Annotated in this window: 11 protein-coding genes; 9 read left to right on the top strand and 2 right to left on the bottom strand. The window is 70.2% G+C overall.

Features of this window, described 5'->3' with window-relative positions:
- Nucleotides 1–2: 2 nt before the first annotated feature.
- Together JGR68_RS05895 and JGR68_RS05890 are read left to right on the top strand one after the other, a co-directional pair.
- On the top strand, nt 3–1121 hold the full coding sequence (locus JGR68_RS05895; RefSeq protein WP_199361542.1) for a phospholipase A: 1119 nt from the start codon (nt 3–5) through the stop codon (nt 1119–1121).
- A gap of 103 nt (nt 1122–1224) precedes the next feature.
- Nucleotides 1225–2490, top strand: coding sequence for a phospholipase D-like domain-containing protein (locus tag JGR68_RS05890; RefSeq protein ID WP_199361669.1), 1266 nt, complete (start codon nt 1225–1227; stop codon nt 2488–2490).
- A 25-nt stretch (nt 2491–2515) separates the two neighbouring features.
- Here the strand turns inward: JGR68_RS05890 and JGR68_RS05885 are convergent, their stop codons facing one another.
- On the bottom strand, nt 2516–4042 hold the full coding sequence (locus JGR68_RS05885) for a fumarate hydratase (RefSeq protein ID WP_199361541.1): 1527 nt from the start codon (nt 4040–4042) through the stop codon (nt 2516–2518).
- Between the two features lie 106 nt (nt 4043–4148).
- On the opposite strand from JGR68_RS05885, the gene JGR68_RS05880 reads away from it, so the two are divergent.
- The 7 genes from JGR68_RS05880 (at nt 4149) to JGR68_RS05850 (ending at nt 11933) form a co-directional block, all read left to right on the top strand.
- Nucleotides 4149–4724: an RNA polymerase sigma factor gene (locus JGR68_RS05880; RefSeq protein ID WP_234446605.1), complete on the top strand. Its 576-nt coding sequence runs from the start codon at nt 4149–4151 to the stop codon at nt 4722–4724.
- The gene (locus JGR68_RS05875; RefSeq protein WP_199361539.1) at nt 4721–5347 is read left to right on the top strand and encodes a hypothetical protein; all 627 of its coding nucleotides are present in this window, start codon (nt 4721–4723) and stop codon (nt 5345–5347) included. The genes JGR68_RS05880 and JGR68_RS05875 overlap by 4 nt, the downstream gene beginning before the upstream one ends.
- 14 nt (nt 5348–5361) lie before the next feature.
- Entirely contained in the window at nt 5362–6273 is a 912-nt protein-coding gene (locus tag JGR68_RS05870; protein ID WP_199361538.1) for a DUF4097 family beta strand repeat-containing protein, read from the top strand.
- 55 nt (nt 6274–6328) lie between these two features.
- Entirely contained in the window at nt 6329–8224 is a 1896-nt protein-coding gene (locus tag JGR68_RS05865) for an ABC transporter ATP-binding protein (protein ID WP_199361537.1), read from the top strand.
- Between the two features lie 58 nt (nt 8225–8282).
- Nucleotides 8283–9092 (top strand): ferredoxin--NADP reductase, encoded by an 810-nt coding sequence (locus JGR68_RS05860; RefSeq protein WP_199361536.1) that lies wholly within the window; start codon nt 8283–8285, stop codon nt 9090–9092.
- A gap of 70 nt (nt 9093–9162) precedes the next feature.
- Entirely contained in the window at nt 9163–9585 is a 423-nt protein-coding gene (locus tag JGR68_RS05855; RefSeq protein ID WP_199361535.1) for a universal stress protein, read from the top strand.
- A gap of 125 nt (nt 9586–9710) precedes the next feature.
- Nucleotides 9711–11933 carry a M3 family metallopeptidase gene (locus JGR68_RS05850; RefSeq protein WP_199361534.1) on the top strand — a complete coding sequence of 741 codons (2223 nt, stop codon included), beginning with the start codon at nt 9711–9713 and terminating at the stop codon, nt 11931–11933.
- Nucleotides 11934–12020: 87 nt separating this feature from the next.
- On the opposite strand, the gene JGR68_RS05845 is transcribed toward JGR68_RS05850, so the two are convergent.
- Nucleotides 12021–12866 (bottom strand): DUF3298 and DUF4163 domain-containing protein, encoded by an 846-nt coding sequence (locus JGR68_RS05845; protein ID WP_199361533.1) that lies wholly within the window; start codon nt 12864–12866, stop codon nt 12021–12023.
- Between the last annotated feature and the right edge of the window lie 76 nt (nt 12867–12942).

Below are 12942 nucleotides of genomic sequence, written 5' to 3'. Positions count from 1 at the left end.
CCATGGAACGACGCCACACGACGCCGCTGCTCATGCTCCTGTGCGCCGCCCCCCTGTCCGCCAACGCCCAGCCCGCGGGCCCCGAGCCCGCGCCGGCGCTGGCCGCCTGCGTCGCCGTCGAGACCGCCGCCGAGCGCCTGGCCTGCTACGACCGCGTCGCCCAGCGCGTCGCGCCCAGCCCGCAGGAGGCCGACGCAGCCGCCGAGCAGGCCCAGGCGGTGGTCGCCGACGCCCCGCGGCAGGCGCCCGAGACCCGCAGCGACCTGTTTCCGCACGATGGCGACCCGCGCCGCGCGCTGGCCAACGCCGGCCGCGGCTCGCTGCTCGACAGCCGCTGGGAACTGGCCGCCGACTCCAAGCTCGGCACCTTCAACATGCGCGCCTACAAGCCGGTCTACCTGCTGCCGGCGTTCTGGAGCAGCCGTCCGAACGCGACGCCGACCTCGTCGCTCGACGGGGCGCCGCTGGAATCCACCGACACCGACAGCATCGAGACGAAGTTCCAGATCAGCTTCAAGACCAAGGCGGTCGAAAACCTGTTCGGCGACAACGGCGACATCTGGATGGGCTACACCCAGAGCTCCCGCTGGCAGGTCTACAACACCGAAAGCTCGCGCCCCTTCCGGGAGACCAACTACGAGCCCGAAGTGCTGCTGGTCTTCCGCAACAACTATTCGCTGGGCGGCTGGAAGGGCCGCATGGCCGCGGTCGGCATCAACCACCAGTCCAACGGTCGTCCGGATCCGGTGTCGCGCAGCTGGAACCGGATCATGTTCAACGTCGGCCTCGACCGCGAGGACTGGGCCGTGACCTTCCGGCCCTGGATCCGCATCAGCGACGGCAGCGACGACGACAACCCCGGCATCGAGGACTACCTCGGCCGCGGCGACGTCACCGTGGTGCACACCCGCGGCGACCAGGTGTTCTCGCTGATGGCACGCCACTCGCTGCGCGGCGGCGACCGTTCGCGTGGCGCGCTGCAGTTCGACTGGGGCTTCCCGATCAGCAGCCACCTGCACGGCCACATGCAGCTCTTCAGCGGCTACGGCGAGAGCATGCTCGACTACGACCACCAGGCGACCTACGTCGGCTTCGGCATTTCCGTGCTGGACTGGTTCTGAGCGGCGGGCTTCACGCGCCGCTGAATAGGCACAGCGCACAGTGCGGCTCCGGCGTTGGTCGCCGAGGGTGTCGATGAGCCTCAGAACCTGGAGCCGCAAGCACATGGCCTGGACGATCGTCCTGACCGCCGCGATCACGGTCCTCGCCGTGGTGCTGGCGATGAACTTCTCCACTCCCGAGAAGAAGATCGAACGCAAGATCGAGCACCGGCACGCGATCGCCGATCCGCAGTTCCGCCGCGAGATGTCGGTGCTGCTGGGCCCGGCCATCCTCCCGGGCAACCACGTCATCGACTACGAGAACGGCGACGAGATCTTCCCGGCCATGCTGGGCGCCATCGCCTCGGCGCAGAAGACGATCACCTTCGAGACCTACATCTACTGGTCCGGCGACATCGGCAAGAAGTTCGAGCAGGCGCTGTCCGAGCGCGCGCGCGCCGGGGTCAAGGTGCACCTGCTGGTGGACTGGGTCGGCAGCATCAAGATGGACGAGGACATGCTGCAGTCCATGAAGGACGCCGGCGTGGAGGTCGAGCGCTATCGCCCGCTGCACTGGTACAACCTCGGCCGCATGAACAACCGCACCCACCGCAAGCTGCTGGTCATCGACGGCCATGTCGGCTACACCGGCGGGGTCGGCATCGCCGACCAGTGGACCGGGCACGCGCAGGATCCGGACCACTGGCGCGAGGCGCATTTCCGCATCGAGGGCCCGGCGGTGGCGCAGATGCAGTCGGCCTTCAACGACAACTGGATCAAGACCACCGGCACCCTGCTCAACGGCCCGGACTACTTCCCGCCGCTCGAGCCGGTCGGCGACATGGACGCCCACCTCTTCATCGCGTCCCCCGCCGGCGGCAGCGAGAGCATGCACCTGATGTACCTCTCGGCGATCGCCGCGGCCGAACACACCATCGACCTCACCGCGTCGTACTTCGTCCCGGACGAGCTGATCATGAAGGCGCTGGTGGCGGCACGGAAGCGCGGGGTGCGCGTGCGCGTGCTGCTGCCGGGCGAGCACATCGATTCCGAGACCGTACGGCTGTCCTCCAAGGCCAGCTGGGGCGGCCTGCTCCAGGCCGGCATCGAGATCCACGAATACCAGCCGACGATGCTGCACGTGAAGCTGCTGATCGTCGACGGCGAACTGGTGTCGCTGGGTTCCACCAACTTCGACATCCGCTCGTTCCGGCTCAACGACGAGGCCAGCCTCAACGTCTACGACCACGGCTTCGCCGCGCGCATGACCGAGGTCTTCGAAAAGGACCTCGAGTCGGCGGTGCAGTACTCCTACGAGATGTGGGACAACCGCCCGCTGCGCGAAAAGCTCGCCGAGAAGTTCGTCCGTCCGTTCCGGTCGCAGCTGTAGGAGCGGTTACAGCCGCGATCGCTCCTCAGGCCGTGGCAATCATCTTCAGCGGGATCTTGCCGATCCGCGACTGCCACTCCCGCGGCCCGGTCTCGTGCACCGAGACGCCTGCGGCGTCGACCGCCACGGTCACCGGCATGTCCTGCACGGTGAACTCGTAGATCGCCTCCATGCCGAGGTCCTCGAACGCGACCACGCGGGCCGCCTTGATCGCCTTCGACACCAGGTAGGCCGAGCCCCCCACCGCCATCAGGTAGGCCGACCGGTGCCTGCGGATCGCCTCGATCGCCGCGGGGCCGCGCTCGGCCTTGCCGACCATGCCGAACAGCCCCGTTTCCGACAGGATCTGGTCGGTGAACTTGTCCATGCGCGTGGCCGTGGTCGGGCCGGCCGGACCCACCACTTCGCCGGCCACCGGATCGACCGGGCCGACGTAATAGATGAAGCGCCCGGCCAGGTCGACCGGCAGTGACTCGCCGCGGTTGAGCATGTCGACCATGCGCTTGTGCGCGGCGTCGCGGCCGGTCAGGAGCCGGCCGTTGAGAAGCAGGGTCTCACCGGGCTGCCAGGCGGCGACCTCGTCCCGGGTCACGGTGTCGAGGTCGACTCGGCGGCCCTTGGACGCGTCCCAGGTGATCTTCGGCCAGTCCTCCAGCGACGGCGGATCCAGCATCACCGGTCCGCTGCCGTCGAGGCTGAAGTGCGCGTGCCGGGTGGCCGCGCAGTTGGGGATCATCGCCACCGGCAGGTTGGCCGCGTGGGTCGGGTAGTCCCTGATCTTGATGTCGAGCACGGTGGTCAGGCCGCCCAGGCCCTGCGCGCCGATGCCGAGTGCGTTGACCTTGTCGAAGATCTCCAGGCGCATCTCCTCCAGGCGGGTCGACGCGCCGCGGGCCTTGAGGTCGACGATGTCGATCGGCTCCATCAGCGCTTCCTTGGCCAGCAGCATCGCCTTCTCGGCGGTGCCGCCGATGCCGATGCCGAGCATGCCCGGCGGGCACCAGCCGGCGCCCATGGTCGGCACCGTCTTCAGCACCCAGTCGACGACGGAGTCGGAAGGATTGAGCATGGCGAACTTCGACTTCGCCTCCGAACCACCGCCCTTGGCGGCCACGATCACGTCGACCTTGCCGCCGGGCACCACCTTGAAGTTGACGATCGCCGGGGTGTTGTCGCCGGTGTTGCGGCGCGCGCCGGCCGGGTCCGCCAGCACCGAGGCACGCAGCTTGTTTTCGGGCAGGTTGTAGGCGCGGCGCACGCCCGCGTTGACCATCTCTTCCACGCCCATCGTGGCGTCCGGCCACGTCACCTCCATGCCGATCTCCAGGAACACGGTGACGATCCCGGTGTCCTGGCAGATCGGCCGGTGGCCCTCGGCGCACATGCGCGAGTTGATCAGGATCTGCGCCATCGCGTCCTTGGCCGCCGGGGACTCCTCGCGCTCGTACGCGGCCGCCAGGTTCCGGATGTAGTCCACCGGGTGGTAGTAGCTGATGTACTGCAGGGCGTCGGCGACGCTCTGGATGAAGTCTTCCTGGCGGATCTGGGTCACGGCGGGCTCGGATGGCGTGCTTGGACGCCCATTTTAAGCCGGCCGCCCCCGGGGCTTGAACCTTTCGCCGCGACGCTGCATCCGACTGGGTATGCTCGATGCCGCCATGACCGAAAGCCCGCAAGCCCCGGCGACCGACGCCGGGGACGGCGACCACGCCCTGGCGCTGGCCGCCGCGGCCGGCGATACGGCGGCGTTCGAGGCGCTCTACCGCCGCCACAGCGCACGCGTCCACGGCGTGGTGCTGCGCCTGGCCGGCTGGCAGCGCGCGCGGGCCGAAGACCTGGTCCAGGAGGCCTTCCTGCGCGCCTGGCAGGCCCTGCCCGGCTGGCGCGGCGACGCGGCCTTCGGCACCTGGCTGCACCGCCTGGCGGTCAACGTCGCGCTGATGGACCTGCGCGCCAGGCGTGTCCGGCCTGCGCTCGACGGTGACGACGCCGCCGCGCTCGACGCCCTGCCGGCGGCCGGATCCCCGGGCCACGGCGGGTCGCTCGCCATCGATCTCGCGCGTGCGGTCGCCACCCTTCCGCCGCGCGCCCGCGCCGTGCTGGTGCTCCACGACATCGAAGGCTGGACCCACGGCGAAATCGGCGCGGCCCTCGACATGGCGACCGGCAGTTCCAAATCCCAGCTGCACCGCGCCCGCGGGCTGCTCCGCGCACGCCTTGGAGACACAGCATGAACACCGGCCCGAACGAGCTGAAGAACGAGACCGGACCCTTGCCCGAAACCCTTGCATGCGGCCTGCGCGGCCTGCGCGTGGACGCGGCACCGGGGCGCGACCTGTGGCCCGGCATCGCTGGCCGGCTGCAGCCGCGTGGCCCGGCCACGCAGGCGCCAGGGCACGCGCCCATGCGGGTGCCGCGACTCGTCGGGCGCCGCCCGGCCTTCGCGCTGCGCAACGCCCGCTACGCCGCAGCCGCCGCGGTGGTGCTCGCGACCGGCATCGGCTGGCAGCTTTGGCCCGGGGCGGTCGCGCCGCAGGCGCCGCCACCGGCGCCGGAGGCCATCGTGGCGACAGGCCCGGTCGCCGACGCCGACGCGCCCCTGCTGCGCGCCGCCGATGCGCTGGCGCGCGAGTACCAGGGCGCGCTGCGCGAGGTCGCGGCCGGCAGCGCCGGCCTGGTCGCCGACGCGGGCACGAGCGGCCCGCCGTTGGCCGCCGCCGGCCTGGACGCCGAGCTCGCGCGCAGCGCCACCGAAGTCCGCGCCGCCCTCGCCCGTGATCCCGACGCCCTGCACCTGCTCCACCGGCTGCAGCGCATCTACGCCCACCGCCTCGCGCTCAGCCTGCGCCAGGCCTGACCCAGGAGAGTCCCATGACCCGATCCCTTGCCGGCCTCGCCCTCGCGGGCCTTGCCCTCGGTGCCCTTGCCTCCGCTGGCCTCGTGCGCCCCGCCTTCGCGGCCACGCCGATCAACGAAACCCGGCCGCTCGACGCACGCGGCGAAGTCGAAGTGACCAACCTCAAGGGGCGGATCGAGGTCCGCACCTGGGAGCGCAACGAAGTGCGCATCAGCGGCAGCCTCGGTGACGGCGTCGAGCGCCTGGAGATCGACGGCAGCGGCCGCAAGCTCGCGGTGCGCGTGCGCTACCCGCGCAACAGCCACAACAGCGAGCCGACCACCCTGGTGCTGGAGATCCCGCGCCAGGCGAGCCTCGACGTCGACTCGGTGGCCGCGGACGTCGACGTGCAGGGCATCGCCGGCGACGAACTGGAGGTCGACAGCGTCAGCGGCACCGTGGTCGCGGTGGGCGCGCCGCGCAAGGCCTCGATCGAGAGCGTGAGCGGCGACCTGCGGCTCAACCTCAACAGCCGCGACGTCGAGGTCGACAGCGTCAGCGGCAAGCTCCTGCTGCGTGGCCGCATCGCCGGCACCGTGGACGTGGAAACGGTGTCGGGCAACATCGACGTGGACACCCGCGGCGAGCGCCTTGCGCGGCTGGAGCTGAGCACGGTGTCGGGCGACGCCAGCGTGCGCAGCGGCATCGCCGACGCCGGCCGCTTCCGCTTCGAATCGGTCAGCGGCGACCTGCGCCTGGCGCTCCCGGCCAGTGCCTCGGCGCGGGTCGAGGCCTCCACCTTCAGCGGCGACATCGACGCTCCGGGTGCCAACGTGGTGCGCAAGCGCTACGGCCCGGGCGCGAGCCTCGAGCACCGCTACGGCACGGGTGACGCCTCGATCGCGGTCGAGACCTTCTCCGGCGACGTGCGCCTGGTGATGGAGTAAGCGCCGCCGCGCGGCGTCCTTCCCGCGCTCACGCGGCAGGCGGCATCATGGGCCGATGTCGACCCCAGCCCCCGGTGCCGCCGCCCGCACCACGCCCGCACCCGATCCCCAGGCCGGACGCCCCTCGTTCCGCGAGCGGGTCGACGCACTGGGGAACCTTCCGCCCTTCCTGCGCGAGATCTGGCGCACCAGCCGCCCGCTGACCATCGCCACCATGACGCTGCGCCTGCTGCGGGCGCTGCTGCCGGTGGCGATGCTCTACCTGGGCAAGCTGATCATCGACGAGGCGATCGGCCTGGTGGGCACGGGCGCCATCGATGGCGGCATCGCCGAGGCATGGCGCAGCGGCGTGCTCGATCCGCTGGCCGTGCTGCTGGCCGCCGAATTCGGCCTGGCGATCCTGTCCGACCTGCTCGGCCGCGGGGTGTCGTACTGCGACCAGGTGCTGTCGGAGATGTTCACCAACGCCGCGAGCGTGCGCCTGATGGAGCATGCGGCCACGCTCGACCTCGAGGACTTCGAGGATCCGGAGCTGCAGGACAAGCTCGACCGCGCGCGGCGCCAGACCATGGGCCGGATGAACCTGATGGGCCAGCTGTTCGGCCAGGTGCAGGACATCATCACCATCATCAGCTTCGCCGCCGGGCTGCTGGTCTACGCGCCATGGCTGATCCTGCTGCTGGCGGTGGCCCTGATCCCCGCCTTCATCGGCGAATCGCACTTCAACGCGCTGAACTATTCGCTCAACTTCCAGTGGACGGCCGAGCGCCGCCAGCTCGAATACCTGCGCCAGACCGGCGCCAGCGTCGACACCGCCAAGGAAGTGAAGATCTTCGGGCTGCACCACTTCCTGGTGGAGCGCTTCCGCACGCTGTCGCAGGCCTTCCTGGTCGCGAACCGCCGCCTGGCGCGGCGGCGCGCCGTCTGGGGCACCCTGCTCGCGGCGCTGGGGACCCTGGGCTACTACGTCGCCTATGCCTATATCGCCTGGCGGACGGTCCGCGGCGACTTCACCATCGGCGACCTGACCTTCCTCGCCGGCAGCTTCCGCCGCCTGCGCCAGCTGCTGGAAGGCCTGCTGGTGGGCTTCTCGCAGGTGGCCGGCCAGGCCATGTACCTGGATGACCTGTATTCCTTCTTCGAGATCGAGCCGGAGATCGTGTCCAGGCCCGGTGCATCCGCGATCCCGCGGCCGGTTGCCACGGGCTTCGTCTTCGAGGACGTCGGTTTCCGCTACCCCGAGGCCACGCGCTGGGCGCTGCGCCACGTGGACCTCGAGCTGCGCGCGGGCGAGGTGCTGGCCCTGGTCGGCGAGAACGGCGCCGGCAAGACCACCCTGGTCAAGCTGCTGGCGCGCCTGTACGACCCCGACGAGGGCCGCATCCTGCTCGACGGCCGCGACCTGCGCGACTACGACCTGGACGACCTGCGCGCCAACATCGGGGTGATCTTCCAGGACTTCGTGCGCTTCCACATGACCGCGGCCGAGAACATCGGCGTCGGCCAGATCGACGCGATGGACGACCGCCCGCGCATCGAGGCGGCCGCGCGCCGCGCCATGGCCGACGAGGTCATCGCGGGCCTGCCGCGTGGCTACGAGCAGGTGATCGGTCGCCGTTTCAAGACGGGCGTGGACCTCTCCGGCGGCCAGTGGCAGAAGATCGCGATCGCCCGCGCGTACATGCGCGACGCCCAGGTGATGATCCTCGACGAGCCGACCGCGGCGCTCGACGCGCGCAGCGAATACGAGGTCTTCCAGCGCTTCCGCGAGCTGTCCGACAACCGCACCACGGTGCTGATCTCGCACCGCTTCTCCAGCGTGCGCATGGCCGACCGGATCCTGGTGATGGGCGATGGCCGCATCGAGGCCAGCGGCACCCACGACCAGCTGATGGCCGAGGGCGGCCGCTACGCCGAGCTGTTCGAACTGCAGGCCGCGGGCTACCGCTGACGGGCCGCGGCAGCGGCGTACAATGGGCCGGTTTCCCTCCCCTCCGGCCCATATCCGCATGTCTTCCGCGTTTGGCACCGAGACGGTGCTGGACGTCCGTCACTGGACGGACGACTACTTCAGCTTCACCACGACCCGCGACGACGGCTTCCGTTTCGAGAACGGGCAGTTCGTGATGATCGGCCTGCCGGTGGAACAGCCGGGCGGCGGCAGCAAGCCGCTGATGCGCGCGTACTCGATCGCCAGCGCGAACTGGGAGGAGCAGCTCGAATTCTTCAGCATCAAGGTGCCGGATGGTCCGCTGACCTCGCGCCTGCAGCACATCCAGCCCGGCGACGAGGTGCTGATCGGCCGCAAGCCGACCGGCACCCTGCTGATCAGCGATCTCCACCCCGGCCGCAACCTGTACCTGCTGGGCACGGGGACCGGGCTGGCGCCGTGGATGTCGGTCATCAAGGATCCGGCGACCTACGAGCGCTTCGAGCGCGTGGTGCTGTGCCATGGCGTCCGCCACGAGGCCGACCTCTGCTACCGCGACTACATCGTCAGGGAACTGCCGCAGCACGAACTGCTGGGCGACATCCTGCGCGAGCGCCTGGTCTATTACCCGGCGGTGACCCGCGCCGACTTCACCTTCGACGGCCGCCAGCAGCGTGGCCGCCTGACCGACCTGATGGCCACCGGCCAGATGATGTCCGACCTGGGGCTCGATGCGCTGGACCCGGCGAAGGACCGCGCGATGATCTGCGGCAGCCCGGGGATGCTGGCTGATTTCCGCGCGCTGCTCGACGGCCGCGGCTTCAAGCCCTCGATGCGCATCGGCGCCATCGGCGACTATGTCTTCGAACGGGCCTTCGTCGAGAAGTAGCCCCGGCACCCGCCGCTGGCCACCGGCGTAGAATCCCGACCCAACACGCACAAGCCGAAGGAAACCCCGCATGAAGATCCTGGTCGCCGTCGACGGCAGCGATATCAGCGTCCGCGCCGCGAAGCACGCCAACGCCCTGGCCAAGCGCCTCGCCAAGCCCGCCAGGATCGTCCTGGTCGCCGTGGACGCCGCCCCGTTCCCGGGCGTGGTGAGCAAGATCGGCCGCGAGGCGATGGAGCGGATCCATGCGGAAAACCATGAGCGCATGCTGGCCCCGGTGCGCCGCGCGCTGGCCCGCAGCAAGGCCGAGGTGCGCGAACTCGCGGTGGTGGGCGAGCCCGCCGACGCGATCCTCGCCGCCGCGCGCGACAACAAGGTCGACCTGCTGGTCATGGGCTCCCACGGCCGCGGTTCGGTCAAGGGCATCCTGCTGGGCTCGGTCTCCAGCAAGGTCATCGCGCAGACCGACATCCCCGTCACCATCGTCCGCTGAGCCGGGCCGTCGCCACCCCGCGGGAGCGGCTGCAGCCGGGCCTTCACCGACCATGGCTTTAGTCACGTTGGGCCTCCGCCCTGACCGGGTACCCTAGGGAACTCAGTCGCGCAAGGAACCACCCGATGAAGCATCCGCTGTCGCTCGCCCTGGCCATCGCCCTCGCCGGGGCCGGCATGTCGCCCGCCCTCGCCCAGTCCACCGCCGACGCGGAGTCCACCATGGCCGCCAGCGCCGAGGCCCTGAAGGGCAACCCGTTCGCGGCACGCAGCACCCTGCCGCTGCAGTACCCGCATTTCGACCGGATCCGCGATGAGCACTTCGCGCCGGCCTTCGACGCCGGCATGGCCGAGCAGCTCGCCGAAGTGCGCGCGATCGCCGACAACCCGGAACCGCCGACCGTCGAGAACACCATCCTCGCGCTGGAAACCAACGGCGAGACCCTCGGCCGCGCGATGCGCGTGTTCTTCAACCTGGTCGGTACCGACACCAACGACGCGCGCAAGAAGCTGCAGGCCGACTACTCGGCGAAGTTCGCCGCGCACCGCGACGCGATCGCGCTCGACCCGAAGCTGTTCGCGCGCATCAAGACCCTGCATGACAACCGCGCCGGGCTCGGCCTCGACGCCGAGGGCGTGCGCCTGGTCGAGGAGTACTACAAGGACCTCGTGCGCGCCGGCGCCGCCCTGGATGAAACCCAGAAGGCCCGCCTGAAGCAGATCAACTCCGAACTGGCGACGCTGGGCACCACCTTCAGCCAGAACGTGCTGGCCGAGGTGAACGACTCCGCCGTGGTGGTCGATACCGCCGCCGAGCTCGAGGGGCTGACCCCGGAGCAGATCCAGGCCGCCGCCAACGCCGCGAAGTCGCGCGGCCACGAGGGCAAGTACGTCGTCACCCTGCTCAACACCACCGGCCAGCCGCCGCTGTCGCAGCTGGCCAACCGCGAGCTGCGCGAGCGCATCCACAAGGCCTCCGTGGTCCGCGGCGCGCGCGGCAACCAGTGGGACAACACCGGCCTGGTGGCCCAGGTGCTGAAGCTGCGCGCCGAGCGCGCGAAGATGCTCGGCTTCGACACCTATGCCGACTACGTGCTCGACGGAGAAACCGCCAAGACCACCGAGGCGGTCAACGCCATGCTGGGCCAGCTGGCCCCGGCCGCCGTCGCCAACGCGCGTCGCGAGGCCGGCAAGCTGCAGGCGATGATCGACGCCGAGCAGAAGGCCAAGGGCGAGCCGACCTTCCAGCTCGCGCCCTGGGACTGGGCCTACTACACCGAGAAGGTGCGCAAGGCCGAGTACGACTTCGACGAGGCCCAGCTCAAGCCCTACCTGGAAATGAAGAACGTGCTGGAAAACGGCGTCTTCCACGCCGCCACCCAGCTGTACGGCATCACCTTCAAGCCGCGCACCGACCTGCCGAAGTACCACCCCGACACCTGGGTGTACGAGGTCTCCAACGCCGACGGCAGCCAGCTCGCGTTCTTCATTTTCGACCCCTATGCGCGCGACTCGAAGCGCGGCGGCGCCTGGATGAGTTCCTACGTCACCCAGTCGGGCCTCGAGGACACCAAGCCGGTGGTGGCCAACCACCAGAACATCCCCAAGCCGGAAACCGGCAAGCCGACCCTGCTGACCTGGGACGAAGTGACGACCATGTTCCACGAGTTCGGCCATGCGCTGCACGGCATGTTCTCGGACGTGGAATACCCCTACTTCTCCGGCACCAGCGTCCCGCGCGACTTCGTCGAGTTCCCCTCGCAGGTCAACGAGATGTGGGCCGACTGGCCGTCGATCCTCGCCAACTACGCCAAGCACCACCAGACCGGCGAGCCGATGCCGCAGGCGCTGCTGGACAAGGTGGTCGAGACCGCCAAGTTCAACCAGGGCTTCGCCACCACCGAGTACCTGGGCGCGGCGATGCTCGACCAGTACCTGCACCAGCTGCCGGCCGACAGGCTGCCGGCAAAGGGCGACATCCTCGCCACCGAGGCCGCCGCGCTCAAGGCCGCCGGCCTGGACTTCGCCGCGGTGCCGCCGCGCTACCGCACCACGTACTTCAGCCACATCATGGGCGGCTACGCGGCCGGCTACTACGCCTACATCTGGTCCGAGGTGCTGGACGCCAACACCGTGGCCTGGATCGAGGAAAACGGCGGCCTGACCCGCGCCAACGGCGACCGCTTCCGCGCGACCCTGCTGTCGCAGGGCGGCAGCAAGGACGCGCTGCAGCTGTTCCGTGACTTCTCGGGCAAGGAGCCCGACATCCGCCCGCTCCTGGTCAAGCGCGGCCTGGACGGCGCGGTCGAGGACGGCGCACCGCCGGCCGGGGCAGCGCAGCAGGACTGAGTTGAACCACTTCCCCCGCTCCGGCGGGGGAAGTTCTTTCCGGGCCTCGAGCCGCCAGCGTGGGCCGGGCTCGGCCCGCGGCCCGGCTCAGCCGGCCGCGAACAGGTCGCGGTATTCCGGGGCAAGATGCGGCAGCAGCACGGACGCCGGCACCTCGACGGTCTGCATGCCGTCGGAATACGGCCCCACCTGGTAGGGCGGGAACACGAAGCGCAGCCCGCGAAGCCGGCCGCCTTCACCCGGCAGCGGTTCGAACTGGCCGAAATTCTCCGCCAGCGAACCGGTCCCGTCGTCGATCATCTCGCTGCCGCTGCGCATGAGCTTCACGCGGTCGGCCGGCGCGACGTCGTCGGCGTCCAGCCGCTGCGACAGCGCCGCGTGCAGGGACTCGCGGCAGAAGGCCGAGACCTCGCGCCAGCCGTCCTCGCCGGCCACCAGCTTCTCCGCGCGCAGCATCTCCTTGCGCTGCGGCAGCCAGACGAAGCGCGCCACCAGCGGGTTGCCGTGGGCGCCACCGGTATAGAGCGTGCCCCAGGCCTGGACCGCGACGATGGTCGGGGTCTCCATCAGGACGTCGTAGGCCAGGGTCAGGTCGTAGGGGATGCGCTCGCCGCCCTCGGCCGGGTCGTGCGCCTCGACCGCTTCCATCAGGTCGGCGCGCGCGGCGTCTGCGTAGCGCCTGAGCTCCGCCGCCAGCCCCGGGTAGCGATCCATGCCCGGCGGATAGCTGATGCCGACGATGTAGCGCGGATCGGTCTCCATCACGTCCTCGAGCGCCACCGGTGCGGCCGCGGCCGTGTCGGCCGCCGCAGGCGTCACGGAAGCATCCGGCCCGGCGGTGCCCCCGGGCACCTCGGCCTCCTGACGGCATCCGGCCAGCGCCAGCGCCAGCAGCAGTCCACTGGTCGCGAGCCCGCGTGTCGTGCGATACATCCTGTTCCCCTGTCCCAATCAGCAATGCAAAAAGGCTAGCCCGCCGCGCGTGATGCCGGCGATCACGACCTGGCAG

The organism is Luteimonas sp. MC1750, from assembly GCF_016615955.1.
Lineage (GTDB): Bacteria > Pseudomonadota > Gammaproteobacteria > Xanthomonadales > Xanthomonadaceae > Luteimonas.
The sequence above is the reverse complement of the archived record's forward strand: the minus strand, read 5'-3'. Positions and strand labels throughout refer to the sequence as shown.

Excerpts from the sequence above, each read along its gene's own strand:
- JGR68_RS05895 (WP_199361542.1), top strand. The coding sequence starts at position 3 with ATGGAACGACGCCACACGACGCCGCTGCTCATGCTCCTGTGCGCCGCC.
- JGR68_RS05890 (WP_199361669.1), top strand. The coding sequence starts at position 1,225 with ATGGCCTGGACGATCGTCCTGACCGCCGCGATCACGGTCCTCGCCGTG.
- JGR68_RS05880 (WP_234446605.1), top strand. The coding sequence starts at position 4,149 with ATGACCGAAAGCCCGCAAGCCCCGGCGACCGACGCCGGGGACGGCGAC.
- JGR68_RS05875 (WP_199361539.1), top strand. The coding sequence starts at position 4,721 with ATGAACACCGGCCCGAACGAGCTGAAGAACGAGACCGGACCCTTGCCC.
- JGR68_RS05870 (WP_199361538.1), top strand. The coding sequence starts at position 5,362 with ATGACCCGATCCCTTGCCGGCCTCGCCCTCGCGGGCCTTGCCCTCGGT.
- JGR68_RS05865 (WP_199361537.1), top strand. The coding sequence starts at position 6,329 with ATGTCGACCCCAGCCCCCGGTGCCGCCGCCCGCACCACGCCCGCACCC.
- JGR68_RS05860 (WP_199361536.1), top strand. The coding sequence starts at position 8,283 with ATGTCTTCCGCGTTTGGCACCGAGACGGTGCTGGACGTCCGTCACTGG.
- JGR68_RS05855 (WP_199361535.1), top strand. The coding sequence starts at position 9,163 with ATGAAGATCCTGGTCGCCGTCGACGGCAGCGATATCAGCGTCCGCGCC.
- JGR68_RS05850 (WP_199361534.1), top strand. The coding sequence starts at position 9,711 with ATGAAGCATCCGCTGTCGCTCGCCCTGGCCATCGCCCTCGCCGGGGCC.
- JGR68_RS05845 (WP_199361533.1), bottom strand. The coding sequence starts at position 12,866 with ATGTATCGCACGACACGCGGGCTCGCGACCAGTGGACTGCTGCTGGCG.